Origin of the sequence: Aeromonas sp. sif2416 (genome assembly GCF_019218665.1) — a bacterium.
Classification (GTDB): Bacteria; Pseudomonadota; Gammaproteobacteria; order Enterobacterales; family Aeromonadaceae; genus Aeromonas; species Aeromonas encheleia.
Map to the genome: position 1 here is coordinate 317,435 of NZ_JAHUXC010000003.1, position 22,741 is coordinate 340,175.

A 22,741-nucleotide genomic window follows, 5' to 3' on the forward strand; every position below is an offset into this window, starting at 1 on the left:
TTGGATGAATGGTTAGGCCTTTTCGACGGCAACCCGCTTAAGCCCCATGCCAACACTGGCAGGAGCCGTGAGTGAGAAACCGAATTGCTGATAGAGTCGCTGAGCCTGCCCATCTGCCAGCAAGCTGACATAGCCTGATTCCGGCACCTCGCGGGCGATATAGTCCGCGATCTCCGCCATGATCTTTTTGCCTACACCTTGGCCCTGATATTCAGGCAGGACTGCAATATCAACGACTTGATAAAATGTCCCGCCATCTCCGATGATGCGACCCATGCCGATTGCGGTCTGACCGCAAAATATCTGGACGGCAAACAGCGTATTGGGCAGGCCACGTTCTGCGGCCTCAATAGTCTTCGAGCTAAGTCCCGCGGCTGTTCGAAGATAGCGATAGGTTTCGACGAGCGGCGTTGAGTGGACGACAGTGAAAGCGGGTGTTGGTGCGGTCATTTGGATAACTCCTGTGGGGCCTGATTGAATTAAATTCGCATATAACGCAATGGTCTGGGGAATTGATGTGTTCTCTACATGGGGCAGACCGCTGTGCTGCGATCGGATGGAGAGGCTCTCCTCGATGCCTCCAGATGGTTTGCTATAAACCCACCCTCTCCAACTCCGTAATATCCCCACCGCCAATCAATTTCAAATTCCGGCTGATCTGCTCCACCGGCCAGTCCCACCAGGCGAGGGCGTTGAGACGCGCTATGGTGTCGTCGTCGAAGCGGTAGCGGATCACCCGGGCTGGGTTGCCGCCGACGATGGCGTAGTCGGGCACGTCGCCTGTGACCACGGAGCGGGCGGCGATGATGGCGCCGTTGCCGACCTTGACGCCCGGCATGATCAGCGCTTCATAGCCAATCCAGACATCGTTGCCAATCACCGTATCCCCCTTGTAGGGGAGGCTGCCCGGTGCGGGGGCGGCGCTCTCCCAGCCGTTGCCGAAGATAAAGAAGGGGTAGGTGGAGAAGCCGGAGCTCTGGTGGTTGGCGCCGTTCATGATGAACTTGACCCCGCGGGCGATGGCGCAGAACTTGCCGATGATCAGCTTGTCGCCGATGAAGGGGAAGTGGTAGAGAACGTTGCGCTCAAAGCCTGCCGAGTCTTCCGGGTCATCGTAGTAGCTGTAGTCGCCCACTTCGATATTGGGCCCCTTGATGGTGTTCTTGATAAAGCACACCTGGGGGAAGCCCTTCATGGGGTGGGGATTGGCGGGGTCGGGTCCGTGCATGGGGCGTTCCTCTGGGATCTGGGCTCAGGATACCCTAACGGAACCTGATGGCACCTTGCCACCTTTTTGTGCGCCCTGGTTCGCCAGGCTTTGTCGTCCCGTGTCGGTTCACGCATCGACCCGGGGCGGGTTTTTCTCTAGCATGGACCGATAGCGGGGCAGGGGCTCCGCCACCACGGTTATTCTGGCGGAGAGAACAAGATGAAGACGCGTCACCTGCTCATGCTGAGCGCCCTGTTGCTGGGCGGCTGTACCATCAATCCCTACGGCGGCACGCCGGCGCCCGTCACCGAGCCGGACCAGCCGGTGAGCCAGCCGGGCAAGGCCGTGACCGAGCCTGACGCGGCCGAGCCGGTGCCCGCCCCCAAACCCGTTGCCCCGACCGGCTTGGCGCTGGCCATGGCGGATGCCTTCCTCAAGGCCCCCGAGGTGCAGGCGTTGACCCAGGGCGGCAGCCCTGTGCTGCTGCTGATGCCGCCCCAGAACGGCACAGGGGAAGAGTTCAACACTCAACCCATGGCCATCGCCATGAGCAAGCGGATCCAGGCCAACAGCGGTTTTCGCTTCGCCGATCCCGGCCAGGTCGCGGCCATCACCGGCCAGCTCGAGTATCAGCAGGGGGGCATGAACCCGGCCTCCCTGGTGCGGCTGGGTCGCCAGACCGGTGCCGGCTACATGCTGTACGGGGATCTCGTCTCCGAGGGGAGCCGTTACCGGCTCGCCATGAGCCTGATGGATCTGAAAAGCGGCGAGCTGCTCTGGAACGGTAGCCGTACCGCCAGCCGCTGAGCCCTGGCGAGGGGTGAGGTCATCCTCGCCTCACCCCTGCTTTTTCAAAAAGTAACTGGTATGCCCTGGGGGCATATCGGGCAGCTCACCGAAGACGGCATAGCCCTGCTTCCGATAGAAGGGCAGCGCCTGGAAGCTGGTGGTCTCGAGGTGGATGCGGGTGATGCCGCGGGCTTGGGCTGCTTGCTCCAGGGTGGCCAGCAGGCGGGCGCCCCAGCCATCCTGGCGGATGGGCTCATCCACCCAGAGCCCCTCGATATGCAGCCAGCCCCACTTGATCTCGCCGAGGATGCCACCTCGCACTCTCCCCTCCTCATCCTTCACAAAGCTGGCGATCCGCTCCCGGGGCAGGGGGCCGGTGACGCTCTCATTGAACCGGTTCAGCCCCGTCCGCAAGGCGTCGAAGTCGGTTAACTGGGGGGATTGGGGGGCGGTCAGTTGAATAATAAGCTCCGTATGAAGAGCATCTACCATTAACCCGGGGGCCTGCCGGTGGTCAAGCCGGATGGCATCTGTCGGCTGCCGATCCCACACTATGGGGATGATGGCCCGGCCAGGATGGTCAGCATGCCTACCCTTGGCTCAGGTTGTCCGAGCGGGCGCGATGCCCGACGGGAGAGGGGCCTGGCGGGTCATGGCGGTCCTGACAAGGCCGTATTAAGGTCTCTTCCTGTACGATAATCGCAGGTAGGGCATAGGTGAAATGCCCATTCTGACGGCGCAGCAGACGAGGTACCTATGACGCTCTCGGTCACGCAACTCTATGAAGTCATGACCCAGTTGCCGGATCCCGTGTTTATCCTGAGCGAGGATGGTTACTACGTCGAATACATAGGTGGCATCGAGCAGCTCTCCTATCAGGACGGCAATCCGCTGGCGGGCAAGCAGTTGGCCGACGTCTTGCCCGCCGCGATGGCGCAGTGGGTGATGGCGCAGGTCGCGCTGGCCTTGAGCAGCGGGCAGGTGCAGGTGGTGGAGTATGAGCTGGCCGCCACCGAGGTGGAGGGGATAGATGCCGCCGCCGGGCCGCAGGGGACGCAGCGCTTCGAGGGCAAGATAGCGCCGCTGCCCTCGCGCTATGAGGGCAAGCGGGCGGTGGCCTGGGTGACCCGCAACATCACCCGCCAGCACGAGTTGCAGCAGCGGCTCAAGCGGCTCGGCGAGACGGATCAGCTGACCGGCCTCTACAACCGCCATTTCTTCTTCGAGCACTACAGACACAAGCTGCAGGGCCAGGGGCGCACCGGCCTCATCATGCTGGATATCGATCACTTCAAGCAGATCAACGACAACTTCGGCCATCAGACCGGGGACAGGGTGCTGTGCCGCTTCTGCGAGTGCGTGGCCGCCCAGCTGCGGGTGGAGGATCTGTTCGTGCGCAGCGGTGGCGAGGAGTTTCTGATCCTGTTGCCGCAGATAGACGAGGCCATACTGCCGAAGGTGGCGGAGCGGATCCGCGCCGCGGTGGCGGCCATGGAGCCGGATCCGGTGCCCATCACCGTGAGTCTGGGCAGCACCCTGATCCAGCCGGGAGAGGAGGTCAACGCCGTGCTGGCCCGCGCCGACGAGTGGCTCTATCGGGCCAAGCGGAGCGGGCGCAACCGGGTGGCCCATGATCCGGACTCCTGACTTTGGCTCCTCTGAGCCTCAAAGCACAAGGGCGACCAGCTGGTCGCCCTTGTTCGTTTATGCGGCCTTGACCAAGGCGCTCTAACCCAACAGGGTCGAGACGTTCTGGCCCGCCATCAGCAGCCCTATGGCCAGTACGCCGAACCAGACCAGGGTCGCGCTCACCAGCGCGTAGCCGCCGGCGACGAACAGGCCGTCGCGCTGCAACATGCCGATGGCCAGCAGCAGTATGGCCCAGGCGGGCATGGCGTTGGTGAACGGGATGGCGCCGAGCGGCAGCATCAGCAGCAGGGCGGCCAGCATGATCAGCAGGCCGTTGCAGCGGTTGACGGCGGTGCTGCCGGTCAGCAGCAGCAGGCGTGGCCGGATGAAGCGATCGATGCGGGCCAGCAGATCCGCCCCCTTGTGCAGGGTCGGCTTGAGCTGCTCGGCGGCGAAGCGGCGCTCCATCAGGATGGCGGGCAGCCAGGGCACCCGGTTGAGGGTGATGCCGATGCCGATGAACAGGATCAGCAGGCCGAACGGGGTGCTGACGCCGGGGATGGAGACCGGCAACAGGAAGGGCACTGTGAGCAGCACGCAGAACAGCAGCATGCCCTGCTCGCCGACCAGGGCGAGCATGTCCCGCAGGCTGATATGGCTCTCCTCGATGGCGTGGGCGGTCGCCCGCAGCGTGTCGGAGAGTCGATGTTGTGGGTCGTTGAGTTGCGCGGCAACCATTCCTGAGATCCTCGTCCTGTTGAAGGCCACCCCTGTGGCCGCCGCTAGCTTACGTGGCAAGGGTTAATCCCAGATGAATGGGCCTGGCCGGCGTACATCTTGGGGGGCAGGTGAGGGCCGGATCCGCCAGGTGGGTCGAAATTGTCTGGTACAGCCCCTATTTAGGCGCGGCCTCGAGGGGCTCTGATATGCTTCTGGCACGATCAATGCCAATCAGGGGAAGGCCGTGAGAAAAAGAGCAGGAATGATGGTGATGGGACTGTTGCTGCCGCTGGGTCAGAGCTGGGGGGCCGAGCCGGCCGCCGATCTGGGCTGGCAGGTGACGCCTTTCCTCGGTTACAGCTCCTCCCTCGACTTCGAGGCGATGGATGAGCCCGAGCCCACGCCGCACTCGAGCGACATCGACTCCCTGCAGGGGGAGAGCTCGGGCAACTGGGGCCTGTTCATCAGCAAGGAGGTCAACGACCCCGGCATGATAGAGCTGCTCTACAGCCACCAGTCGACCCCCATCTCTCCCGATCAGCCGGATCGGCTGACGGTGGATACCCTGCACTTCGCCGGAGCCCTGACCCTCTCCGACAACGTCATGGCCCCCTATATAGGCGCCGGGATCGGGTTGACGCGCTTCGATGCCTACGACAGCGAGGTGGCGCCCTCCATGTCGCTGGCCCTGGGGGTGCAACCGCGCCTGACCGACAGGCTGGCGCTGCGGGCCGAGGTGCGCGGTTACGGCTCCCTGGTCAACGAAGACAGCCAGTTCCTCTGCAACCCCGAGATCTGTGCCTTCCGGGTGCGGGGGGAGCTGATCACCCAGTGGCAGGCCAATGTCGGCTTGACCCTGAGGTTCTGAGTCTCAGCCCAGGATCGGACAAGTTAGCCCTCAAGCGGACCAGCGCATCACCCACTCGGCGCAGCCGGTGTGGGGATCCTGCTGCTCGCCTTCTATCTGGAAGCCCTGAGAGAGATAGAAGTCACCGCTGGCCCGGTTCTGCTGGTACACCTGCAGCCTGAGCGTTGGCCGCTGCTGTTTGGCATGGGCGAGCAGGGCCTTGCCATGGCCGCGCCCCTGCTGCGCTGGCGCGACGAAGATGGCGGCCAGGTTCTCTGCATACAGGGAGTAAAAACCCAGTACGGCGCCATCCTGGCAGAGCACATGGTTGTCGGCGGCGGGCAGATAGATCTCCCGCATCGCGTTCAGGTTGGCGTGCCAGTACAGAGGATCGATAAAGTGGTGGGCCTGCAGGGAAGCATCCAGCCAGATGGCGAGGACGGCGTCCATATCGGTCGGGGTGAAGGGGCGGATCAGCATTGAGTGTCTCATCTGGATTTATTACAAAAAGGCATGGTAACAACCTGCGCCTCGTCGTCACCCTGTGGGTGGCCAAAGTACCGCCCTCATAACAAAAAGGCGACCCGCGAGTCGCCTTTTCAGAGGAAGGCGTCCCCCTCGCACCTGCCGATGGTCAGGTCAGCGGGCCCGCAGTAGCCAGCGGCTGGCCGGTGTCGCCGCCAGCAGCCGATAGGCGAGCAGGGAGAGGGCGATCAGCGCCGGCACCTTGAGCAGTTCCCACCACACCAGCTTGCCTTGCGGGCCGAACACCATCAGCCACACCACCAGCATCATGTGCAGGCAATAGAGCCCGAGCACCTTGGGGGCCTGGCGCTCCAGCCAGCTGCCCTTGCCCCAGTCGGGGCGCGCCAGCAGCAGCCCGAACAGGCCGAGGGCCCAGGGCACGGATCCCAGCAGGAAGTCATGGCGGTTGAGCGCCACCCCGGCCAACCACAGCCCCCAGACTTCCAGCCCGTAGAGCGCGAGCCCCGCCCCCAGCAGCCAGCCACTCAGGCGGGCCGTCGGTCGCCAGCGACTGGCCCTCAGGTAGGCGCCGAGCGCCACGAACAGCAGCGAGAAGAAGGGCCCGTTGCGGGTCAGCAGCGGCCACTCGCCGCCCAGCAGCGGCTTGCCGTAGGAGCCGCCGAGCAGCGCCAGCAGATAGAGCAGCACGCCCGCCACCAGCGCCAGCTGGGGCAAGCCGACGCGCTGACAGAGCGCCAGGATCAGCACCGCCAGCATCAGGGCGGGCAGGAACCAGAGGTGGATCATGCCGCCCACCCACCAGGCATTGAGCGGATCCCCAATCTGCATCTGCCACTGGCCCGCCATGCTGGCCAGATAGCCCTGCTGCACGGCGGCGATCGGGTTGAAGGGCACCAGCAGGTAGATGAGGCTCCACCCCAGCCAGAGTCCCAGCAGGGGGCGACAGTAGCGCAGCGCCACCGCCATGGGATCGCCCGCGGCCAGCCTGGGTTGCAGGAAGTAACCGGAGCAGAGGAAGAACAGCGGCACCGCGAAGCGGCACAGCTGATTGATGCTGCCCCCCAGCCAGAGAGAGAAGGGATCGCCCCACAGGCTGGGATCGAACGGATTGCTGAAGGGGGAGATGTGAATGGTCATCACGGCCACTATGGCCAGGACCCGCCCGCACTCGATGCTGGAGATGCGCATGATACCTCTTGGCGTCTGGGATTCTGGCCGCACCCTAACAGCCACGGTTGACCCCCGCCAGCCAAGGGAATGACAACTGTGACCCCGTCGCTGGCCGGTTACCCTTTGTTACCTAGACCACGGGGGCGTTACCCCGGCGCCGACTCGGCAAAGGCCGGCAGTCAGAGCAGGGCGATCAGCAGGGTGACGAGGGCCCCGCTCACCAGCAGCGCCATGCCGCGCCCGGGCGGGCCGTGCAGCTTGTTCCACATCAGCAGGCTGGTGAGGGCGAGCAGCAGCAGCGCCAGGGCGGCGAGATCCCCCAGCAGTTGCCAGGGCAGACCCGTGCCCATGCCGCGATGCAGCCGGTTGAGGCTGGCGGCAGCGTTGGCCTGCTGCCGCTCGATGCGCACCAGCAGGGTGCCTTCCACGTAGCCGGCGGTCAGGCTCTGGCTCAGGCTCACCTGCCGCAGCTCCCAGCGCGCCGGCAGGGTGAGGGGACCGTTCGGGGTGGGCAGGGTCTGGGGCGGGGTGAGGGCGACCCTGGCCTCCTCGACGGCGTCTGGATAGCGAAGGCGCAGCAGCGCCGTCAGCGCCTCGGGATTCGCCAGCGGTGCCGTCAGCACGAGCTCTTCGCTGGTCTTGTCGGTATGGGGCCCGGGCAGGGGCAGTACGGCCCTGTGTTGCAGCCAGAGGCCGGTCAGGCCGTAGATCAGCATCAGGGCCAGGGTGGCAAAGCCGGCCCAGGCGTGGATGCGGCGTACCCACTTGTTGTTATGCAGGGGGAGTCTTCTCTGTTTCATGTTTTGCGCGTCATAAAAATCTGGCCAGCGCGGGCTGGCCAGGGTCATCTGTGATGACGGAGGGATTCAGAAGCGGTAGGCGGCGGTCAGATGCAGCTCACGGGGGCTGCCCGGCATGATCTGGGCCGCGCTGGTGGCGCTGAGGTAGTACTGGTGGTCGGTCAGGTTCTCCACGCTGAGCTGGGCATCCCACTGTTGCCAGCGGTAGCCGGCCCTGGCATCGAAGCGGGCGTAGCCGGGCAGCACAGTGGTGTTGGCGTTGTCGGCGAAGCGATCCCCCACCGCCGTCACCCCGGTCTCGCCAAACCAGCCCTGCTGGCCGTTCTGGTAGCCGGCGAACAGCTGGCCATTCTGGCGGGAGACGTTGCTCGGCCGCTTGCCCTGCAGATCCGCGTCCGCCTTGACCTGTTCGGCGTCCTGGAGGGCGACGCCGCCGTGCAGGTAGAGTTCGTCGGTCAGCTGGGCGCGGGCGCTCAGCTCTATGCCCTCGGTGCGCTGCAGGCCGGTGAGGATCACTTTGGTAGGATCCAGCGGATCCTTGCTGCGCTTGTTGTACATCTCCAGCCGGTAGATGGAGAGGGTGGTGGCCAGCCGGCCGCCCAGCCAGTCGCTCTTCACGCCCCCCTCGTACAGCCGGGAGTGCTGGGGATCCAGGTTGTTGTTCTTGTCCCCCGGGGTGATGCCGATCAGCTCCCCGCCCACCGGGGTGAAGGTCTTGCTGTAGGAGGTGTAGAAGGCGTGCTCCTCGATGGGGTTCCACACCAGGCCGAGGCGCGGGCTCAGGCTGGTGACCGAGAGGGTCTCCTCCTTGTTGAGGTCGTTACGGCGGCTGGTGACGGTGAATGCGTCCCGGCGCAGGCCGCCGAGCAGGTGCCAGTCACCCAGGCTGAGCTGATCCTGCAGATAGAGGCCGACCCCGCGCACCTTGTGGCTGGCGTCGCTGGCGAGCTTCATGGTGCCATCGTAGCTTGGCAGGGAACCCGGATCGTACAGGTTGCCCGGCGGGATAGGGCTGGCGTTCTGATACAGCTTGGGAGTGCGCTCCTGCCAGTTCTGCTCCAGCCCGAGCAGCAGGCGATGCTCGACGGGGCCGGTCTGCAGCTGGCCCTCGGCCTCGGTGTTGCTGGTCAGGCTGTTGGCCTTGAGATCCTGCTGCCAGCGGGCGCGGGTCACCTGATCCCCCTTCACGCCGGTGACATAGGTGTTGTCGAACCGGCTGTCGAGGCTGGTGTAGCCAAGCTGCTGGCGCAGTTGCCACTGTTCGTTGAGATCCCAGGTCAGGCGGGAGCGGGTGGACTGGGCCAGATCGTCGATGAAGTCCCGGCTGGTGTCGCTGTAGACGCTCTCGATGGGCACCTCGGCCGGACGGCCATTGACCCCGGGAATGCCGCGATCCGGGGTGCGATCGCTGCCGTTGCGCTCGTACTGCAGCAGCCAGTTCAGGCTGTCGTTGATCTCCCAGTTGAGGGCCGGGGCCAACAGGGTGCGCTGGCTGGTCACGCCGTCGCGAAAGCTGTCGGCGTCCTCCTGGGCCAGGTTGAGGCGCAGTTGCACCCGCTCACCGGCCTCGGCGTTGAGATCGGCGGCCAGCCGCTGGCTGTCGAAGCTGCCGACCCTGGCGGTGACGCTGGACGCCTGCCCTCTCTGCGGCGTCTTGCTGACCCTGTTGATGATGCCGCCCGTGCTGCCACGGCCGTAGAGCACGGCGGCCGGCCCCTTGAGCACCTCGACCCGCTCTATGTTGCCGAGATCCCGGGTGTACTGCATGTCATCGCGCAGACCGTCGAGATAGAAGTCGTTGCTGGCGTTGAAGCCACGGATGTTGACGCTGTCGAAGCGGGTGTCGCCGCTGGCGTTGACGCCGGGGATGCCGGTCAGGGCCTCGCTCAGGCTGGGTTGACCGTAGGCGGTCAACTCTCTGGCGGAGACGCTGTCTATGGTCTGGGGCACCAGCTTGGCGGGGGTGGCGGTGCGGGTCGCGGTGGCGACTTCCGCGTGTTGGCTGCGTTTGCCGACGACCGTCATGGTCTCATCTTCGGCGCGGGTGCCGGCACTGAGGGCCAGCAAGGCGACGCCCAGCAGGGCGCGCGGGGGAGTGGGGTTAAGCATCTGCGTGTGACTCTTCTAATCGGCCTGACGGCCTGAACTTATTGATTTATTTGTAATTATTATGTTCTCTCATGCCGAGAGGGCGCTAATGATATTGATTTTCATTTCCCTGGCAAGGGAAAGATATAAATAATCCCTATCTATCGCCGCCGGCACAGCCAGACGGCACCCGCTCTGGCCTATCCCGTGGAGAGGGCGAGTCTTGGTGTCGGCAAAGGGCTGGTTTACCATCGGGGTTCGGCGCCTTGGGCGCAGCATCCAGCGGGAACAGGGAATCGAGACATGGAAGAGATCATCAGGGCAGACCTCGGCAACCGGCAGCATGGCCAGGCCCTGGTCTGGCTGCTCAACGAATATGCCAGGGACGAGATGGGCGGTGGCCGTGCGCTCTCTGCCGAGGTGCAGGCCGGGCTGGCCCAGGCGCTGGCCGCCAGGGACAATGCCCATGTGCTGCTGGCCTGGGTGGATGGCCAACCGGCCGGGGTGGCGACCTGTTTCGAGGGCTTCTCGACCTTCGCCTGCCGGCCGCTGCTCAATCTGCACGATCTGGCGGTGCACCCGGACCATCGTGGGCGCGGCCTCGGCAAGCGACTGCTGGCCGAGGTGGAGCGGCTCGCCCGCGAGCTCGGCTGCTGCAAGCTGACCCTGGAGGTGCTGGAGGGCAACCAGGTGGCGCAGGCCGCCTACCGGGCCAGCGGTTTCGCCGGTTACGAGCTCAGCCCGCAAGTGGGGCGGGCCCTGTTCTGGCAGAAGACGCTCTAGGGTGTCGGCGCTGGCCGACCTCGGCCGCCGTGCTTGTCATCGGGGCGGGCAAGTCTTAGAGTAACGCCTGATTTTTCGATCCTTTTTCAATGGGCCGACCTGGCTGGGTGATCAAGATGACGCTTTATGCCTCGGATCAACGTGTGACCCGAGTGAACTCCGAACAGATGCGCACGATGAGGCATTGTCCGGAGCCTGGGGAGGCTTGAGCCTCCCACCCATTCATCGTGCCAGCCGCATCGGATCCTGATTGAGTCAGGACCCGAGCCTGGCTGGCACGAGTGAAACAGCAGGCCATAGACAATGTCTATGGCCTTTTTTGTTGGCCCCGCCCCATGGCGCGGGCTCGCAACAGAGCAGAGGCCCGCCCGGGTGCTCTGCTTTTTTTTGGCCTGTGCTGGCGGGGGCGAGGATATGCTCATGGACATCCGCTCCGCTAGCAGGCTGGTACGATTCGAATGAGGAAGTGTGAAATGTCACAAAATATCTATGACGATCAAGGGTTTTTCGAGGGTTACGCCCAGTTGCCACGCTCCCGGCAGGGGCTGGCGGGGGCGCCGGAGTGGCCGGCGCTGCAGGCCATGTTGCCGCCGCTGGCGGGCAAGCGGGTGCTGGATCTGGGCTGCGGCTATGGCTGGTTCTGCCGGGTGGCGCGGGAGCAGGGGGCCGCCGGGGTGCTCGGGATCGATCTCTCCGCCAGGATGCTGGCCCGCGCTGCCGAGCTGACCCGGGATGAGGCCATCTGCTACCGGCAGGGGGATCTGAACGGACTCGAGCTGTCTGGCGAACCCTTCGATCTGATCTACAGCTCCCTGGCGCTGCACTACCTGCCCGAGGTGGCGCCGCTATTTGCCGAGATCCATCGCGTGCTGGTGGCGGGGGGCCGGCTGGTGCTCTCGGTGGAGCATCCCATCTTTACCTGCCCGCAGCCGCAGGGCTGGCTGGTGGATGGCGAGGGGCGTCGCTCCTGGCCCGTCAACGGCTACCAGGCCGAGGGCAAGCGGATCAGCAACTGGCTGGCGGACGGGGTGATCAAGTATCACCGCACCCTGGGCAGTTATCTCAATGCCCTGATCGGCGCGGGCTTCCAGATTGCTCATGTCGAGGAGTGGGGACCGAGCGCCGCCCAGATCGCCGCCAACCCGGCCCTGGGGGAGGAGGCCGAGCGCCCCATGCTGCTGCTGGTGTCGGTGCAAAAACCGCTCGGCTGAGGTAACCGGCGTCCGGCAGTCATGGGCCAAATAAAAACGGCGCGCAGGAGTCTGCGCGCCGTTTGTCTTGAGCTATCGCTTAGAAGTCGTAACGGGCTGCCAGCTGGAAGTCATCCTTGGTGTTCAGCTTGCCGCTGTCATCGCTGTCCAGATTGTTGATCCGGTACTCGCCGATGACCCGCAGGTTCTTGTTGAACTTGTACTGGGCGCCCAGGGTGTAGTAGTCGATGGAGTCGTAATCGTCCCGACCTGCCTCTTCCACCTTCTGCTTGTTCCACAGCGCCATCAGGCCGATGCCGTTCTCGAAGTTGTAGCCGAGCGCCGCTTCCCAACCGGTGTGATCCTTGTCGGTCGCCAGGAAGTCGCTGCCGTCGGCGTAGCTCAGGGCGGCGTAGACGGCCTTGTTGTCGTACTTGGCGGAGAGCAGCCACAGCTTGGCATCCTCTTCACCGCTCTTGTCACGGATACCGACGTTGTAGGCGGTACCCAGCGCCAGGTTGAACGGGAAGGTGTAGGCCACGGCGGCACCGTAGGCGGCGTCGCTGTCCTTGCTGCTGGTCTCCTCGGTGTCACCGCCATCGAACTTGTAGCTGGTATCCACCTGGAAGCCGTTGAACAGGCCGGAGTATTTCAGCACAGAGCCGGCGCGGTTGGTGGCGAAGGTGTCGGTCTTGGCGCCGAGGGCCTCGTTGCCGTAGCCGTCGGAGAGGGAGACGTCGGTCCAGTCGGCCAGCAGGCCGGGGGCGCCCTTCTGGCGGCCGAAGGTGACGTTGCCCCAGTCGGCGCCGACCCCGGCGAAGGCCAGGCGGGTGCGCAGGTTGTCGGAGTTCTCGCTGACGGTCTTCTCGCTGTCATTGATGTAGATCTGCAGCTCGTACTGGGCCAGCGCCTTGAGACCGGGGTTGATCTCGCTCTCGACCTTGGCACCGAGGCGGACGAACTGGTTGGCGCCCTGCTTGTCGCTGTATTCGTTCTTGATGTCGCCATTGGCGTCCAGCTCTTTCTTCTCGCCGAAGAACTGGCCGGCGTAGATGCGGCCATAGAGATCGAGCAGGGTGGAGTCATTCTTATAGACTTCGACGGCTTGAGCCTGGAAGGCCGCGGTGAGTGCCAATGCTACTACTGTCAGCTTTTTCATCATCATCCCTTGTTTGTAAGCTTCTGTTTTCAAAGACGGGGCCATGCTAGACAGGGGAAATGACAGCGGGGTGACCGTAACATGAACAACCGATGGCGGTTTGGTGTCAGTCCGGTGAACGCCGGGATTTATGTGGCGATCCGCCACTTTTGCGCGCAAAGGTTTGCCCTTGTGGTAGAATGCCGCCCGTTTTCGAGCTCCTAAGGTTGGATATGCGATGAGACGTGAACTGGCAATCGAGTTTTCCCGAGTGACGGAAGCGGCTGCACTGGCTGGCTACAAGTGGCTCGGACGTGGTGACAAGAATATCGCCGATGGTGCGGCCGTTGCGGCCATGCGCCATATCCTCAATCAGATCCAGATCGATGGTGAGATTGTGATCGGCGAGGGCGAGATCGACGAAGCCCCCATGCTCTACATCGGCGAGAAGGTCGGGACTGGTCTGGGGGATGCCGTGGATATCGCGGTCGATCCGATCGAGGGTACCCGCATGACTGCCATGGGGCAGTCCAATGCCCTGGCCGTGCTGGCCGTCGGCGACAAGGGTTCCTTCCTCAAGGCGCCCGACATGTACATGGAGAAGCTGATCGTGGGTCCGGGTGCCAAGGGCGCCATCGACCTGGATCAGGCCCTCGAGCTGAACCTCAAGGCCGTGGCCAGGGCGCTCGGCAAGCCGCTCTCCCGTCTGACCGTGATCACCCTGGCCAAGCCGCGCCACGACAAGGCGATCAAGGAGATGCAGGGACTGGGTGTGCGGGTGTTCGCCATCCCCGACGGCGACGTGGCCGCGTCCATCCTCACCTGTCTGCCAGACAGCGAAGTCGACATGCTGTATGGCATCGGCGGCGCCCCGGAAGGGGTCATCTCGGCGGCGGTGATCCGTGCGCTGGATGGTGACATGCAGGCGCGCCTGGTGCCCCGTCACAAGGTCAAGGGCGACAGCCCCGAGGTGCGTGCCCTGGGCGAGCAGGAGATTGCCCGCTGCGAGGCGCTGGGTATCGACGTGAACAAGGTACTCAAGCTGGAAGATCTCGCCAAGAATGACAACGTCATCTTCTCGGCGACCGGCATCACCAAGGGTGATCTGCTGGAAGGCATCACCAGCAACGGCGTCATGGCGACCACCGAGACCCTGCTGATCCGCGGCAAATCACGCACCATCCGCCGTATCAAGTCGATCCACTTCCTGGATCGCAAAGACAGCGTGGTGCGCGACATCATCCTGTGATGAGGGTGCGCTGAGCCTCTGTCATTGAAAAGCCCGACCGCTTCTGCCGTCGGGCTTTTTGTTGCCCGCTCGGCGGGCCGGCCACTATTTCAGGGGGGCGAAGGGATAAGGCTAAGGGGAATCCCGGCCCTTTGATAGACTGCTTCGCCATGCACAGGAAAGCATCACATGGAATGTCGTCAAGGTTGTGGCGCCTGCTGTATCGCCCCCAGCATCAGCAGTGCCATCCCCGGCATGCCGACGGGCAAACCGGCCGGGGTCGCCTGTGTCCAGCTCGATGCCAGGCTGGGCTGCAAGATCTTCGGCCAGCCCGAGCGCCCGGCGGTGTGCAGCGGTTTCAGGCCCATGCAGGACGTGTGCGGCTCGCACCGGGAAGAGGCCGTCTGGCTCATCGGGGAGCTGGAACGGCTGACGTCCTGAGTGCTGGTTTGGTACTGGTTTGTCAGCAAAGAAAGAGGCCGCACTGTGCGGCCTCTTTTCGTTGGTGCTGGGGGCAGGGGATCAGATCCCGGCCAGTGCCAGCGCCTGACGATAGTATTCGTTGGCCTTGTTGGTGAGGCGACGCTTGTCCATCAGCTGGCCGAGGGCGTGGCAGACGGCGGCACTGGGGGCGCGTTTGACCTCCTGCTCCAGCAGACGCTGGGCTTCATCCAGCTGGCCGGCCAGCAGATAGACCTGGGCCAGCGCCGCTTCGGCGCCCGGCTGATCCTGCAGCTTCTGCAGCAGAGTCAGCATGGGTTGATAGTCATCCAGCTTGAGCCTGGGCAGGCGGGCGAACAGCTCGGGGGCCGGCTGCTTGCGCAGCGCCTCCAGCCAGAGTTCGGCCGCCTCGCCGTCGGCCCCGAGCTGGCGCAGGCGATCGCCGTAGCTGGCCAGCAGTACGGGATCCTGGCGCAGCTTGCGCGGCAGCTCCTGCCAGACCGGGCGCAGGGTCTCGAGCGCCTCGCCGGCGGCCTCGAGCCGACCGGTCCAGGCCTGATGCAGCAGATCTTCTTCCTGCTGGGGGGTCAGCTTGCCCACCTTGCGCAGGGCCGGGGCGAGATCGATCAGGGCCGCCCAGTCCTGGCGGGCCAGATACACCTGGCGCAGCTGATCCAGCACCATGGGGTGGCGCGGATTGAGGGCGTAGACGGACTCGAGCCGACCGAGGGCGCTGTCGTATTGGCCCTGCTCTATCTGCAGCTGGGTCTGGATCAGGGTCAGTGCCAGCTCGGCCTTGGGGTTCTCCTCCTGCGCCTTCTGCAGGTAGTGATCCCGGCGCACGTCATCGCCCCGGGCCTGGGCCACCCTGGCGGCACTCAGGTAGTTGAGCAGCGGGGTGTCGCTGTTGTCGGCCCCCTTGATCAGCAGCTTCTCGGCCTGGTTGTAGTGACCCTCGGCCATGGCCAGGGTCGCATTCACCGTCTGCAGGTTGGCCTTGCGGCGGCGACGGGAACCAAACCAGCCTTGCGTCTTGCGGCGCAGGCCGAACACCCGGCTCAGCAGCCACTCCAGCACGAGCAGGGCGCCGTAGAACAGCACCGCCAGGATCACGGCACTGGTGACCGAGGACTCCACCGTGTAGTTGCCGAGGGAGATGAGCACGTAGCCCTTGTTGCCGGAGGCTTCGGGGCCGAACATCAGGCCCGCCACCATCACGGCCACCACTAGGATCAGACGAATCATGGGCGTCTCCTCAGTTGCCGGCCAGGATGCGTTGCAGGCGCTCGTTCAGCACCTGCTCCAGCATGGCCTGGGTCTTGAACTGATCCGGATAGTCGAACTGGATCTGCTCGCCTTTGAGTTTGTCGAGCTCGGACTGCATGTATTGGGTGGCGCTGTTGTCGACGTCGAAGTACTGGGTCAGCCAGCGCTGGGCCTTGTCCAGGCTGTCTTCATACAGCGCCTGCTGCTCGCGGTAGACCGCCAGCTGGGCTTGCAGCAGCTTGGTCTTGAGGTTCTCGCGCAGGAAGATTTCCTGCTGCGGGGAGAGCAGCGCCTCCACGGCGCCATCGCGGCGACGGATGGTGATGAAGTTCTCGGTGAACTTGACCCAGTTCTTCTTCAGGTTGCTCTGCCATTCGTCCGGGCTGGTGCTGACCGCCTGATCCGGCTCGGCCTTGGCTTGTGGCATGCTGACGGTGGAGAGGGGCAGCAGCTCGATCTGATCCGAGAGGGCGGCCAGTTTCAGGGTCAGCCCCTCGCGGTCGACCCGCGGCATGCCCTTGAGCTGGGCGATGTCTTCCGCCAGCGCCTTGCGGATCGGCATCAGGCTGGGATCGTTGAGCGCCTTGATCCGCTCGTCGGCGTTGCCGAGCAGGGTGATGGCGGAGATGAGGTCATGCTCGAGCCACAGCTTGCGGCCCGCCATGCGTACCAGGTATTCGGATTCGGCCAGCATCCAGTCGTTGGGCCGCTTGTCGTTGAGATCCAGCACCCTATGCTGCAGCCCGTCCAGCGCCTCCTGCAGCTGTTGCTGGCTCTTGCCGAGCACGGCCAGCTGCTGCGCATCCTTGCTGTTGCTCTGATCCAGCTTGCCCATGACCTCGGCCAGCTGCTGCTTGAGCGCGCTCAGTTCGGCCTGCTGGGCGACGGCATTTTGGTGCCCGTGCAGATAGAGGCCGCCGGCCAGCCCGAGGGCCAGCAGGATGGCGACGCCGCCGAGGAGTGCACCGGAGCGGTGCTTGCCGTTCTTGGGCTCGAGCGCCGGTGCGGCAGGGGCCGCGGCATTCGGCTGGACTTCTTGCTGTTCAGTCATTCCATCTTCCTCAGTTCCAGGGCGGCCGTCAGGGCCTGGTTGGATGCACCTTGGGCAATCACGATATGGGTAAAACCAGCCGCCTCGGCCTGTTCGGCCACGCGGGGGCTGGGCACCACCAACAGGCGGTCATGAAGCCAGGGCTGCTGCTGGCTTGGCACCAGTTCCAGCAGCCGTTGCAGCAGTTCACCACTGGTGATGAGCAGGCTGTCGAGCCCGGCCGTCTGCCAGTGGCGAGTCAATTCGTTTCCGTCGAGCTCGGGGTAGTGGCGCTCGTAGGTGGCACAATAGTGCACCAGTGCGCCGCGTGAGGCCAGCTCCCGGGCGATGAGATCCCGGCCACCGTTGCCGCGCAGGATCAGCACCCGTTTGCCGGTCATCGCTTGCAGGGCCGGCAGCAGCAGCAGTCCCTCACTGCGAGGATCCTGCGGACTCTGCGCCTTGACCCCCACCTCGGCGAAGGCGTCGGCGCTGGCCTGACCGACCGCAAAGTACTCAATATGTGGCCAGGTCAGACCAGTTTGCAACAGAAAATGATGAGCAAAATGAATTGCATGGGCGCTGACGGCGATGATGATGTCCGCCGTCGGCAGCAAGGCGGGCAGGCGGGACAGCTCGTCGCCCGGCCGGGTCTCCAGCAGCGGGCAACAGAGCGGGCTGTGGCCGCGCCGGCGCAGCAACTGCACCAGCTCGTCGGCCTGCCTGGCCGGGCGCACCACCAGCGGGATCATCAGGCCGCGCTCAACGGTTGTGGCCTGACCCGGCCCGCGCTCATGGGCGGTAGACCTCGGCCAGGATGGCGTCGGCACCGGCGGCCAGCAGGCGCTGGGCCAGGGCGTCGCCGAGCGCCTCGCCGTCGGCAAGGGGGCCGCGGATCTCGTCCCGGATCACCTGACGGCCATCCGGGCTGCCCACCAGGCCGCGCAACCAGACTTCATCACCCTGTACCAGGGCATAGGCACCGATGGGGACCTGACAGCCCCCTTGCAGGGCACGATTCATGGCGCGCTCGGTCAGCACCCGGATCCGGGTCTCGGCATGCTCCAGCGGGGCCAGCAGGGCGTGCAGCTCGTGATCGTCCTGGCGGCACTCGATGCCGACCGCACCCTGACCGTTGGCGGGCAGGCTCTGCTCCGGCTCGATGAAGGCGGTGATGCGGTCTGCCATCTCCAGCCGTATCAGGCCGGCGGCGGCGAGGATGATGGCGTCGTATTCACCGGCATCCAGCTTGGCGAGGCGGGTGTTGACGTTGCCGCGCAGGTCACGGATCACCAGATCCGGGCGGGAGGACCGCAGCTGGCACTGACGGCGCAGGCTGGAGGTGCCGACCACGGCGCCCTGCGGCAGTGCGTCGAGCTGCTTGAAGCGGTTGGAGACGAAGGCATCGCGCGGATCTTCCCGCTCGCAGATGGTGTGCAGGCCGAGCCCCTCCGGGAACTCCACCGGCACGTCTTTCATGGAGTGGACGGCGATGTCGGCACGTCCCTCCAGCATGGCAGTCTCCAGCTCCTTGACGAACAGCCCCTTGCCGCCGACCTTGGCGAGGGGGGTATCCAGGATCTTGTCACCCTGGGTGCTCATGGGCACCAGTTCGACCTGCAGATCGGGATAGAGGGCTTCCAGCCGATCTTTCACAAAGTTGGCCTGCCACAGGGCCAGTGGGCTCTTGCGAGTGGCAATTCTCAGGGTTCGGGCTGCCATATCAATCAGTTGTTTCATCTTTAGAAGGAAAACGATCTTACCACCCTTTGCAGGGGCTTTCATGGCGCAGCCGGCAAAAGCGGGGCCAGGCTCAAAAAAGGTGGCTGAAAATGATTTTCATTAAGTCGGGATGATATGTTAACTGCATGAAATTATTAACCTTTATTGCTTTCTATTGATACCGTTATGGAGCCCGCCAGAAATAATCCGGTGATTCCGTGCGGGCTTGTTTACCACGGCAGTTTGCATTGTTAACATGATCACACTTTTTTGACGTCTCCCCGTTTTGGTGCGTCATTTGTCTCCCCCATCATAGGTAGGGCATTGCTGGTAAAACTCGACACGCTGGTGGTGCGCTACGACGAACTCAATCGTCTCAAGACGCAACGGGCGTTGGATCTCATGAGTCGCTATGGGCAGCAGGTCTTCCAATTGCTGCCGGTTATGCTGCACTTCAATCATCCTCTCTTGCCCGGCTATGTGGCGGGGGATGTGCCTCATGGTATCTGGAGTTTTGTCGCCAACGAGGCCCAGCAGGCCTTCATCCAGGATCTGTGCCAGAACGCCAACTGTCAGGGCGGCCTCAGCACCCACGACAAGTCGATCCAGGGCCTCTATTCCATGGGCAGCACCTCGTCCATCGGCCAGTGTTGCCACTCGGATCTCGATATCTGGGTCTGCCACGTGGCGGGGCTGTCGCAGGAGCGGCTCGCCCTGCTGGATCTCAAGTGCCAGCAACTCTCCAAGTGGGCCGAGCAGCGCGGGGTCGATCTCAACTTCTTCCTGATCCCGGAAGACAAGTTCCGTCAGCGCAACGATGCCCAGATGCAGGGGGAGAGCTGTGGCAGCGCCCAGCACCTGCTGCTGCTCGACGAGTTCTACCGCAGCGCCATGCACATCGCCGGCAAGCGCCTGCTCTGGTATCTGGTGCCCGCCGAGTATGACGATCACTACGACGAGTATGTGAATGGCCTGTTTGCCCACGGCAAGCTGAGCCAGGATGACTGGCTCGATCTCGGTGGTTTCGATCGCATTCCGGCCGAGGAGTACTTCGGCTCTGCCCTGTGGCAGCTCTACAAGGGCATCGACTCCCCCTACAAGGCGGTGCTCAAGTCGGTGCTGATGGAGGCTTACTCCCACGAGTATCCCGATACCCGTTTGCTGTCGGTGACCAGTCGTGACTGGTTCCAGCACAACGAGGGCATGCACTACCGGCTCGACAACTACTGCCTGATGCTGGACAAGGTGACCAACTACCTCAAGTCCATCGGCGACATGCAGCGCCTGGATCTGGTGCGCCGCTGCTTCTATCTCAAGGTGTGTGACGGTCTCAGTCATCCGAAGGAGGAGCACTCCCCGAGCTGGCGCCGCGAGCAGATGGCCCAGCTGGTGGCCTACTGGGGCTGGAGCCCGGAGCGGCTGCACCATCTGGATCACCGCCAGGAGTGGAAGGTCGAGGACGTCAAGGTGGCCTACGCCGAGTTGCTGGAAGCCCTGATGCAGAGCTATCGCAACCTGATCCAGTTCGCCCGCCGCAACAACATCAGCGAGTCCATCAATCCGGAGGACATCGGCATACTGTCTCGCAAGCTCTATGCCGCGTTTGAGAGCCTGCCGGGCAAGGTGCAGCGCATCAACCTCAAGATAGCGCCGGATCTGAGCGAGCCGGATCTCAGCCTGGTGCAGGTGCCCCACGGCCGCCTCAACCGCGCCGGTTGGTATCTCTACAAGCACTCCCTCGAGCCGGCGGACATCATAGGTCGGGCGCCGCTCGAATATAACGGCTACATCAGCAAGCTGATGGCCTGGGCCTACTTCAACGGCCTGCTGACGCCCGAGTCCCGGGTGCACCTGTTCAATCAGGGCTCGGATCTGCACATCGACAACCTGCACCAGTTCTGTCGCGATCTGTCCGGCACCTTCCCGGTCAAGTACCCGCGCGCCACCAACCTGGCCCTGAGCCGCCCCTGCGAGATCCATCAGCTCTCCATCTTCCTCAACCTGGAGACGGATCCCACCAGCCACTGGGTGGGGCAGGTGATCGAGTTCGACGCCAACGCCGCCGATGTGTTCTCGTTCGGTCGCAATCAGGAGTGCCTGGTGGGCTCGGTGGATCTGGTCTATCGCAACTCCTGGAGCGAGATCCGCACCTTGCACTTCCAGGGAGAGGAGGCGGTGGTGGACGCCCTCACCACCATACTCGGCAAGATGCACCAGGATGCCGCCGCCCCCGAGATGATCGAGGTGTTCTGCTACAGCCAGCACTTCCGCTCCCTGGTGCGCTCCCGCTTCCAGCTGCTGCTGGCCGAGTGCATCGAACTGCGGCTCGCCCGCGACAAGCAGCAACTGGTCAAGACCCTGGCGCTCGGCAAAGAGAAGTACGGCATCTTCTTCGAACGGCGCGGGGTCTCGGTCAAGAAGCTGGAAAACGCCATCGACTTCTACCGCCACATCTCCCACAACAAGCTGGATCACCTGCCGCTGCGGCTCGACAAGACCCACAGCCAGCACCTGCCCGGCATCGTCGATGCCTATGCCAGCGAGGGGCTGGTGCAGTTCTTCTTCGACACCAGAGACGCGGGCACCAACATCTATATCCTGGACGAGGCGAACCGGGTGGAGATCTACCAGCACTTCGCCGGCAACAAGGATGAGCTGGTGCAGGGGGTGAACCGCTTCTATACCTCGGGTCACGAGCGCTTCAGCAATGCGGGCCAGTTCAGCAACTTCAACCTGCCCCAGTACTATGAGATCGTGCTGATGGGAGACGCGCTGGAGGTGATCCCCTACCGCAGCCAGAGCCCGCAGCGGGACCATCCGGGCCCGGCCCGCGAGGTGGGCTGAGTACCCACTCGCCCAATCCACTCCGCCGAGACGCAAACGGCCTGCAGATGCAGGCCGTTGTCTTATTCGTGGTCGAGCGGTTTCAGGCGTCGAGGCGGGCCAGCAGCCAGCTGCGAATGTCGCCGAGCTGAGGGCGGCAGATCTCGTGGCGCATGGGGTACTCGTGCCACTCGAGGCTGAGCCCTGCCGCTTCCAGCCGATTTTTCGCGTCCCAGCCCATGGAGAGCGCCACCACGTCGTCATAGATGCCGTGCATGTAGCAGATGGGCAGGGCACGGGCGGCCTCGCTCAGCTCGCCGAGCAGGACATCGGGCGCCGCCAGATAGGTGGACATGCAGAGCAGGCCCGCCAGTGGCGTCGGGGAGCGCAGGGCGGTGAAGGAGGCGATGACCCCCCCCTGGGAGAAGCCGGCCAGGATGATGCGCTCGGGGGCGAAGCCCTCGGCGATCAGGTCGTTCAGCAACCCCTGGATGCGGGTGGCCGATTCGCGCACATGGGACTCCACGGCGCGATCCGCCGGGTTGTCGAAGCTCTTGATGTCGTACCAGCCGCGCATCTTGTAGCCCATGTTGATGGTGATGGGCCGCTCCGGCGCATCGGGCAGAAGATGGCGGACCGGCAGGGTGGCGGGCAGGTCAAGGGCATCGACCAGGGGCGCGAGCCCGGCCCCCGAATCCCCCAGCCCGTGCAGCCAGATCACAGCATGCCGGGCACCCTGCGGATGCAGATCGATCATGGGATGCGGGTCCATCATGGGAACTGTACGGGCTCGCCCGCCTGGGTGGTGCAGGCCCGGGTCAGCAGGGCTTTCAGCTCATCGCCGAAGCGGTTGTCGATCCAGTTGTCGCCGTGCAGCTCGAAGTGGAATCCGTTCTCGCGGGTGGCGACCCAAATCTGGTGCAGGGGCTCCTGCTTGTTGATGATGACCTTGGTCTTGTTCTCGAAGCTCAGGGTCAAGACCCCGCCGGCGCGTTCGCAGTCGATATCCGGATAACCCTCGTCGATAACGTCTTCCACATACTGGAAAAAGGCGTCGGTCAGGGCGTGATACTCGTGATCCTTCATCGGTTTATCCTGTTGCTTTTAACAATGTGAGTGCGATTATAGAGGGCCAAAAATTTTTTCGCAGCGAACCATTATGATTAGCCAGTTTACCAAGTGCCTGTTTGCCGCGTCCTTGTCGCTCGGGTTGGCCGCCTGCGGCCTGACGGGGCCACTCTATATGCCGCCAGCCGAGCAACCCGTGTCTACCGAGCAACCCAAGACACCGGCACAGCCCAAGACAGAGAGTACACCGCAAGCCGCCTCGCCGGCGACCGCAGAAGCTGCCCCCGAGGCCGCGCCGCAATAATCTAGGAAG

24 protein-coding genes are annotated in these 22,741 nt (G+C 64.0%); 9 read left to right on the top strand and 15 right to left on the bottom strand.

Translation table 11 applies throughout. The features are described 5' to 3' along the window. Window positions 1-12: 12 nt before the first annotated feature. Together KW821_RS07695 and KW821_RS07700 are read right to left on the bottom strand one after the other, a co-directional pair. Window positions 13-450: a GNAT family N-acetyltransferase gene (locus KW821_RS07695; RefSeq protein ID WP_033131506.1), complete on the bottom strand. Its 438-nt coding sequence runs from the start codon at window positions 448-450 to the stop codon at window positions 13-15. Between the two features lie 142 nt (window positions 451-592). Continuing rightward, a complete protein-coding gene (locus KW821_RS07700; protein WP_218291021.1) occupies window positions 593-1,228 on the bottom strand; it encodes a Vat family streptogramin A O-acetyltransferase in 636 nt (211 codons plus the stop codon). A gap of 201 nt (window positions 1,229-1,429) precedes the next feature. On the opposite strand from KW821_RS07700, the gene KW821_RS07705 reads away from it, so the two are divergent. Continuing rightward, window positions 1,430-2,017 (top strand): penicillin-binding protein activator LpoB, encoded by a 588-nt coding sequence (locus KW821_RS07705; protein ID WP_218291022.1) that lies wholly within the window; start codon window positions 1,430-1,432, stop codon window positions 2,015-2,017. Between the two features lie 30 nt (window positions 2,018-2,047). On the opposite strand, the gene KW821_RS07710 is transcribed toward KW821_RS07705, so the two are convergent. Beyond that, entirely contained in the window at window positions 2,048-2,461 is a 414-nt protein-coding gene (locus KW821_RS07710; RefSeq protein WP_042651913.1) for an N-acetyltransferase, read from the bottom strand. Window positions 2,462-2,755: 294 nt separating this feature from the next. On the opposite strand from KW821_RS07710, the gene KW821_RS07715 reads away from it, so the two are divergent. Next, the gene (locus KW821_RS07715) at window positions 2,756-3,646 is read left to right on the top strand and encodes a sensor domain-containing diguanylate cyclase (RefSeq protein WP_218291023.1); all 891 of its coding nucleotides are present in this window, start codon (window positions 2,756-2,758) and stop codon (window positions 3,644-3,646) included. Between the two features lie 81 nt (window positions 3,647-3,727). Here KW821_RS07715 and KW821_RS07720 read toward each other — a convergent pair whose 3' ends face one another. Further along, a complete protein-coding gene (locus KW821_RS07720) occupies window positions 3,728-4,366 on the bottom strand; it encodes an exopolysaccharide biosynthesis protein (protein ID WP_042651915.1) in 639 nt (212 codons plus the stop codon). Window positions 4,367-4,613: 247 nt separating this feature from the next. On the opposite strand from KW821_RS07720, the gene KW821_RS07725 reads away from it, so the two are divergent. After that, a complete protein-coding gene (locus KW821_RS07725) occupies window positions 4,614-5,216 on the top strand; it encodes an outer membrane beta-barrel protein (protein ID WP_042652180.1) in 603 nt (200 codons plus the stop codon). A 30-nt stretch (window positions 5,217-5,246) separates the two neighbouring features. Here KW821_RS07725 and KW821_RS07730 read toward each other — a convergent pair whose 3' ends face one another. The 4 genes from KW821_RS07730 to KW821_RS07745 form a co-directional block, all read right to left on the bottom strand. Next, window positions 5,247-5,675 (bottom strand): N-acetyltransferase, encoded by a 429-nt coding sequence (locus KW821_RS07730; RefSeq protein ID WP_218291224.1) that lies wholly within the window; start codon window positions 5,673-5,675, stop codon window positions 5,247-5,249. Window positions 5,676-5,834: 159 nt separating this feature from the next. After that, window positions 5,835-6,869 (bottom strand): acyltransferase, encoded by a 1,035-nt coding sequence (locus KW821_RS07735; protein WP_218291024.1) that lies wholly within the window; start codon window positions 6,867-6,869, stop codon window positions 5,835-5,837. A 161-nt stretch (window positions 6,870-7,030) separates the two neighbouring features. Next, window positions 7,031-7,699 (bottom strand): PepSY-associated TM helix domain-containing protein, encoded by a 669-nt coding sequence (locus KW821_RS07740; protein ID WP_371317597.1) that lies wholly within the window; start codon window positions 7,697-7,699, stop codon window positions 7,031-7,033. A gap of 18 nt (window positions 7,700-7,717) precedes the next feature. After that, window positions 7,718-9,760, bottom strand: coding sequence for a TonB-dependent siderophore receptor (locus KW821_RS07745; protein WP_218291026.1), 2,043 nt, complete (start codon window positions 9,758-9,760; stop codon window positions 7,718-7,720). Between the two features lie 282 nt (window positions 9,761-10,042). Here KW821_RS07745 and KW821_RS07750 point away from each other — a divergent pair, with 282 nt between their 5' ends. Further along, on the top strand, window positions 10,043-10,522 hold the full coding sequence (locus tag KW821_RS07750; protein ID WP_218291027.1) for an N-acetyltransferase: 480 nt from the start codon (window positions 10,043-10,045) through the stop codon (window positions 10,520-10,522). 473 nt (window positions 10,523-10,995) lie between these two features. Continuing rightward, the gene (locus KW821_RS07755) at window positions 10,996-11,733 is read left to right on the top strand and encodes a bifunctional 2-polyprenyl-6-hydroxyphenol methylase/3-demethylubiquinol 3-O-methyltransferase UbiG (protein ID WP_218291028.1); all 738 of its coding nucleotides are present in this window, start codon (window positions 10,996-10,998) and stop codon (window positions 11,731-11,733) included. 79 nt (window positions 11,734-11,812) lie between these two features. Here KW821_RS07755 and KW821_RS07760 read toward each other — a convergent pair whose 3' ends face one another. After that, window positions 11,813-12,871: a porin gene (locus KW821_RS07760; RefSeq protein WP_218291029.1), complete on the bottom strand. Its 1,059-nt coding sequence runs from the start codon at window positions 12,869-12,871 to the stop codon at window positions 11,813-11,815. Between the two features lie 217 nt (window positions 12,872-13,088). On the opposite strand from KW821_RS07760, the gene glpX reads away from it, so the two are divergent. Both glpX and KW821_RS07770 read left to right on the top strand, forming a co-directional pair. Further along, entirely contained in the window at window positions 13,089-14,099 is a 1,011-nt protein-coding gene (gene glpX, locus KW821_RS07765) for a class II fructose-bisphosphatase (protein WP_042651924.1), read from the top strand. 168 nt (window positions 14,100-14,267) lie between these two features. Next, window positions 14,268-14,519, top strand: coding sequence for a YkgJ family cysteine cluster protein (locus KW821_RS07770; protein WP_218291030.1), 252 nt, complete (start codon window positions 14,268-14,270; stop codon window positions 14,517-14,519). A gap of 81 nt (window positions 14,520-14,600) precedes the next feature. Here the strand turns inward: KW821_RS07770 and KW821_RS07775 are convergent, their stop codons facing one another. Genes KW821_RS07775 through hemC form a run of 4 tightly spaced genes read right to left on the bottom strand, consistent with a single transcriptional unit; the run spans window position 14,601 to window position 18,537 of the window. Further along, entirely contained in the window at window positions 14,601-15,764 is a 1,164-nt protein-coding gene (locus KW821_RS07775; RefSeq protein WP_218291031.1) for a heme biosynthesis HemY N-terminal domain-containing protein, read from the bottom strand. A 10-nt stretch (window positions 15,765-15,774) separates the two neighbouring features. After that, entirely contained in the window at window positions 15,775-16,836 is a 1,062-nt protein-coding gene (locus KW821_RS07780; protein ID WP_218291032.1) for a uroporphyrinogen-III C-methyltransferase, read from the bottom strand. Continuing rightward, entirely contained in the window at window positions 16,833-17,567 is a 735-nt protein-coding gene (locus KW821_RS07785; protein ID WP_218291033.1) for a uroporphyrinogen-III synthase, read from the bottom strand. Before KW821_RS07785 ends, KW821_RS07780 begins: the two co-directional genes overlap by 4 nt. A 40-nt stretch (window positions 17,568-17,607) precedes the next feature. Next, window positions 17,608-18,537: a hydroxymethylbilane synthase gene (gene hemC / locus KW821_RS07790; protein ID WP_218291034.1), complete on the bottom strand. Its 930-nt coding sequence runs from the start codon at window positions 18,535-18,537 to the stop codon at window positions 17,608-17,610. A 324-nt stretch (window positions 18,538-18,861) separates the two neighbouring features. On the opposite strand from hemC, the gene KW821_RS07795 reads away from it, so the two are divergent. Continuing rightward, the gene (locus tag KW821_RS07795; protein ID WP_218291035.1) at window positions 18,862-21,381 is read left to right on the top strand and encodes a class I adenylate cyclase; all 2,520 of its coding nucleotides are present in this window, start codon (window positions 18,862-18,864) and stop codon (window positions 21,379-21,381) included. An 82-nt stretch (window positions 21,382-21,463) separates the two neighbouring features. Here the strand turns inward: KW821_RS07795 and KW821_RS07800 are convergent, their stop codons facing one another. Continuing rightward, window positions 21,464-22,117 (bottom strand): alpha/beta hydrolase, encoded by a 654-nt coding sequence (locus KW821_RS07800; RefSeq protein ID WP_218291036.1) that lies wholly within the window; start codon window positions 22,115-22,117, stop codon window positions 21,464-21,466. A 14-nt stretch (window positions 22,118-22,131) separates the two neighbouring features. Beyond that, entirely contained in the window at window positions 22,132-22,446 is a 315-nt protein-coding gene (gene cyaY / locus KW821_RS07805) for an iron donor protein CyaY (RefSeq protein ID WP_042651932.1), read from the bottom strand. A 73-nt stretch (window positions 22,447-22,519) separates the two neighbouring features. Here cyaY and KW821_RS07810 point away from each other — a divergent pair, with 73 nt between their 5' ends. Further along, the gene (locus tag KW821_RS07810) at window positions 22,520-22,732 is read left to right on the top strand and encodes a lipoprotein (RefSeq protein WP_218291037.1); all 213 of its coding nucleotides are present in this window, start codon (window positions 22,520-22,522) and stop codon (window positions 22,730-22,732) included. Window positions 22,733-22,741 lie beyond the last annotated feature (9 nt).

Excerpts from the sequence above, each read along its gene's own strand:
- KW821_RS07695 (WP_033131506.1), bottom strand. The coding sequence starts at position 450 with ATGACCGCACCAACACCCGCTTTCACTGTCGTCCACTCAACGCCGCTC.
- KW821_RS07700 (WP_218291021.1), bottom strand. The coding sequence starts at position 1,228 with ATGCACGGACCCGACCCCGCCAATCCCCACCCCATGAAGGGCTTCCCC.
- KW821_RS07705 (WP_218291022.1), top strand. The coding sequence starts at position 1,430 with ATGAAGACGCGTCACCTGCTCATGCTGAGCGCCCTGTTGCTGGGCGGC.
- KW821_RS07715 (WP_218291023.1), top strand. The coding sequence starts at position 2,756 with ATGACGCTCTCGGTCACGCAACTCTATGAAGTCATGACCCAGTTGCCG.
- KW821_RS07720 (WP_042651915.1), bottom strand. The coding sequence starts at position 4,366 with ATGGTTGCCGCGCAACTCAACGACCCACAACATCGACTCTCCGACACG.
- KW821_RS07725 (WP_042652180.1), top strand. The coding sequence starts at position 4,614 with ATGGTGATGGGACTGTTGCTGCCGCTGGGTCAGAGCTGGGGGGCCGAG.
- KW821_RS07730 (WP_218291224.1), bottom strand. The coding sequence starts at position 5,675 with ATGCTGATCCGCCCCTTCACCCCGACCGATATGGACGCCGTCCTCGCC.
- KW821_RS07735 (WP_218291024.1), bottom strand. The coding sequence starts at position 6,869 with ATGCGCATCTCCAGCATCGAGTGCGGGCGGGTCCTGGCCATAGTGGCC.
- KW821_RS07740 (WP_371317597.1), bottom strand. The coding sequence starts at position 7,699 with ATGACCCTGGCCAGCCCGCGCTGGCCAGATTTTTATGACGCGCAAAAC.
- KW821_RS07745 (WP_218291026.1), bottom strand. The coding sequence starts at position 9,760 with ATGCTTAACCCCACTCCCCCGCGCGCCCTGCTGGGCGTCGCCTTGCTG.
- KW821_RS07750 (WP_218291027.1), top strand. The coding sequence starts at position 10,043 with ATGGAAGAGATCATCAGGGCAGACCTCGGCAACCGGCAGCATGGCCAG.
- KW821_RS07755 (WP_218291028.1), top strand. The coding sequence starts at position 10,996 with ATGTCACAAAATATCTATGACGATCAAGGGTTTTTCGAGGGTTACGCC.
- KW821_RS07760 (WP_218291029.1), bottom strand. The coding sequence starts at position 12,871 with ATGAAAAAGCTGACAGTAGTAGCATTGGCACTCACCGCGGCCTTCCAG.
- glpX (WP_042651924.1), top strand. The coding sequence starts at position 13,089 with ATGAGACGTGAACTGGCAATCGAGTTTTCCCGAGTGACGGAAGCGGCT.
- KW821_RS07770 (WP_218291030.1), top strand. The coding sequence starts at position 14,268 with ATGGAATGTCGTCAAGGTTGTGGCGCCTGCTGTATCGCCCCCAGCATC.
- KW821_RS07775 (WP_218291031.1), bottom strand. The coding sequence starts at position 15,764 with ATGATTCGTCTGATCCTAGTGGTGGCCGTGATGGTGGCGGGCCTGATG.
- KW821_RS07780 (WP_218291032.1), bottom strand. The coding sequence starts at position 16,836 with ATGACTGAACAGCAAGAAGTCCAGCCGAATGCCGCGGCCCCTGCCGCA.
- KW821_RS07785 (WP_218291033.1), bottom strand. The coding sequence starts at position 17,567 with ATGATCCCGCTGGTGGTGCGCCCGGCCAGGCAGGCCGACGAGCTGGTG.
- hemC (WP_218291034.1), bottom strand. The coding sequence starts at position 18,537 with ATGGCAGCCCGAACCCTGAGAATTGCCACTCGCAAGAGCCCACTGGCC.
- KW821_RS07800 (WP_218291036.1), bottom strand. The coding sequence starts at position 22,117 with ATGATCGATCTGCATCCGCAGGGTGCCCGGCATGCTGTGATCTGGCTG.
- cyaY (WP_042651932.1), bottom strand. The coding sequence starts at position 22,446 with ATGAAGGATCACGAGTATCACGCCCTGACCGACGCCTTTTTCCAGTAT.
- KW821_RS07810 (WP_218291037.1), top strand. The coding sequence starts at position 22,520 with ATGATTAGCCAGTTTACCAAGTGCCTGTTTGCCGCGTCCTTGTCGCTC.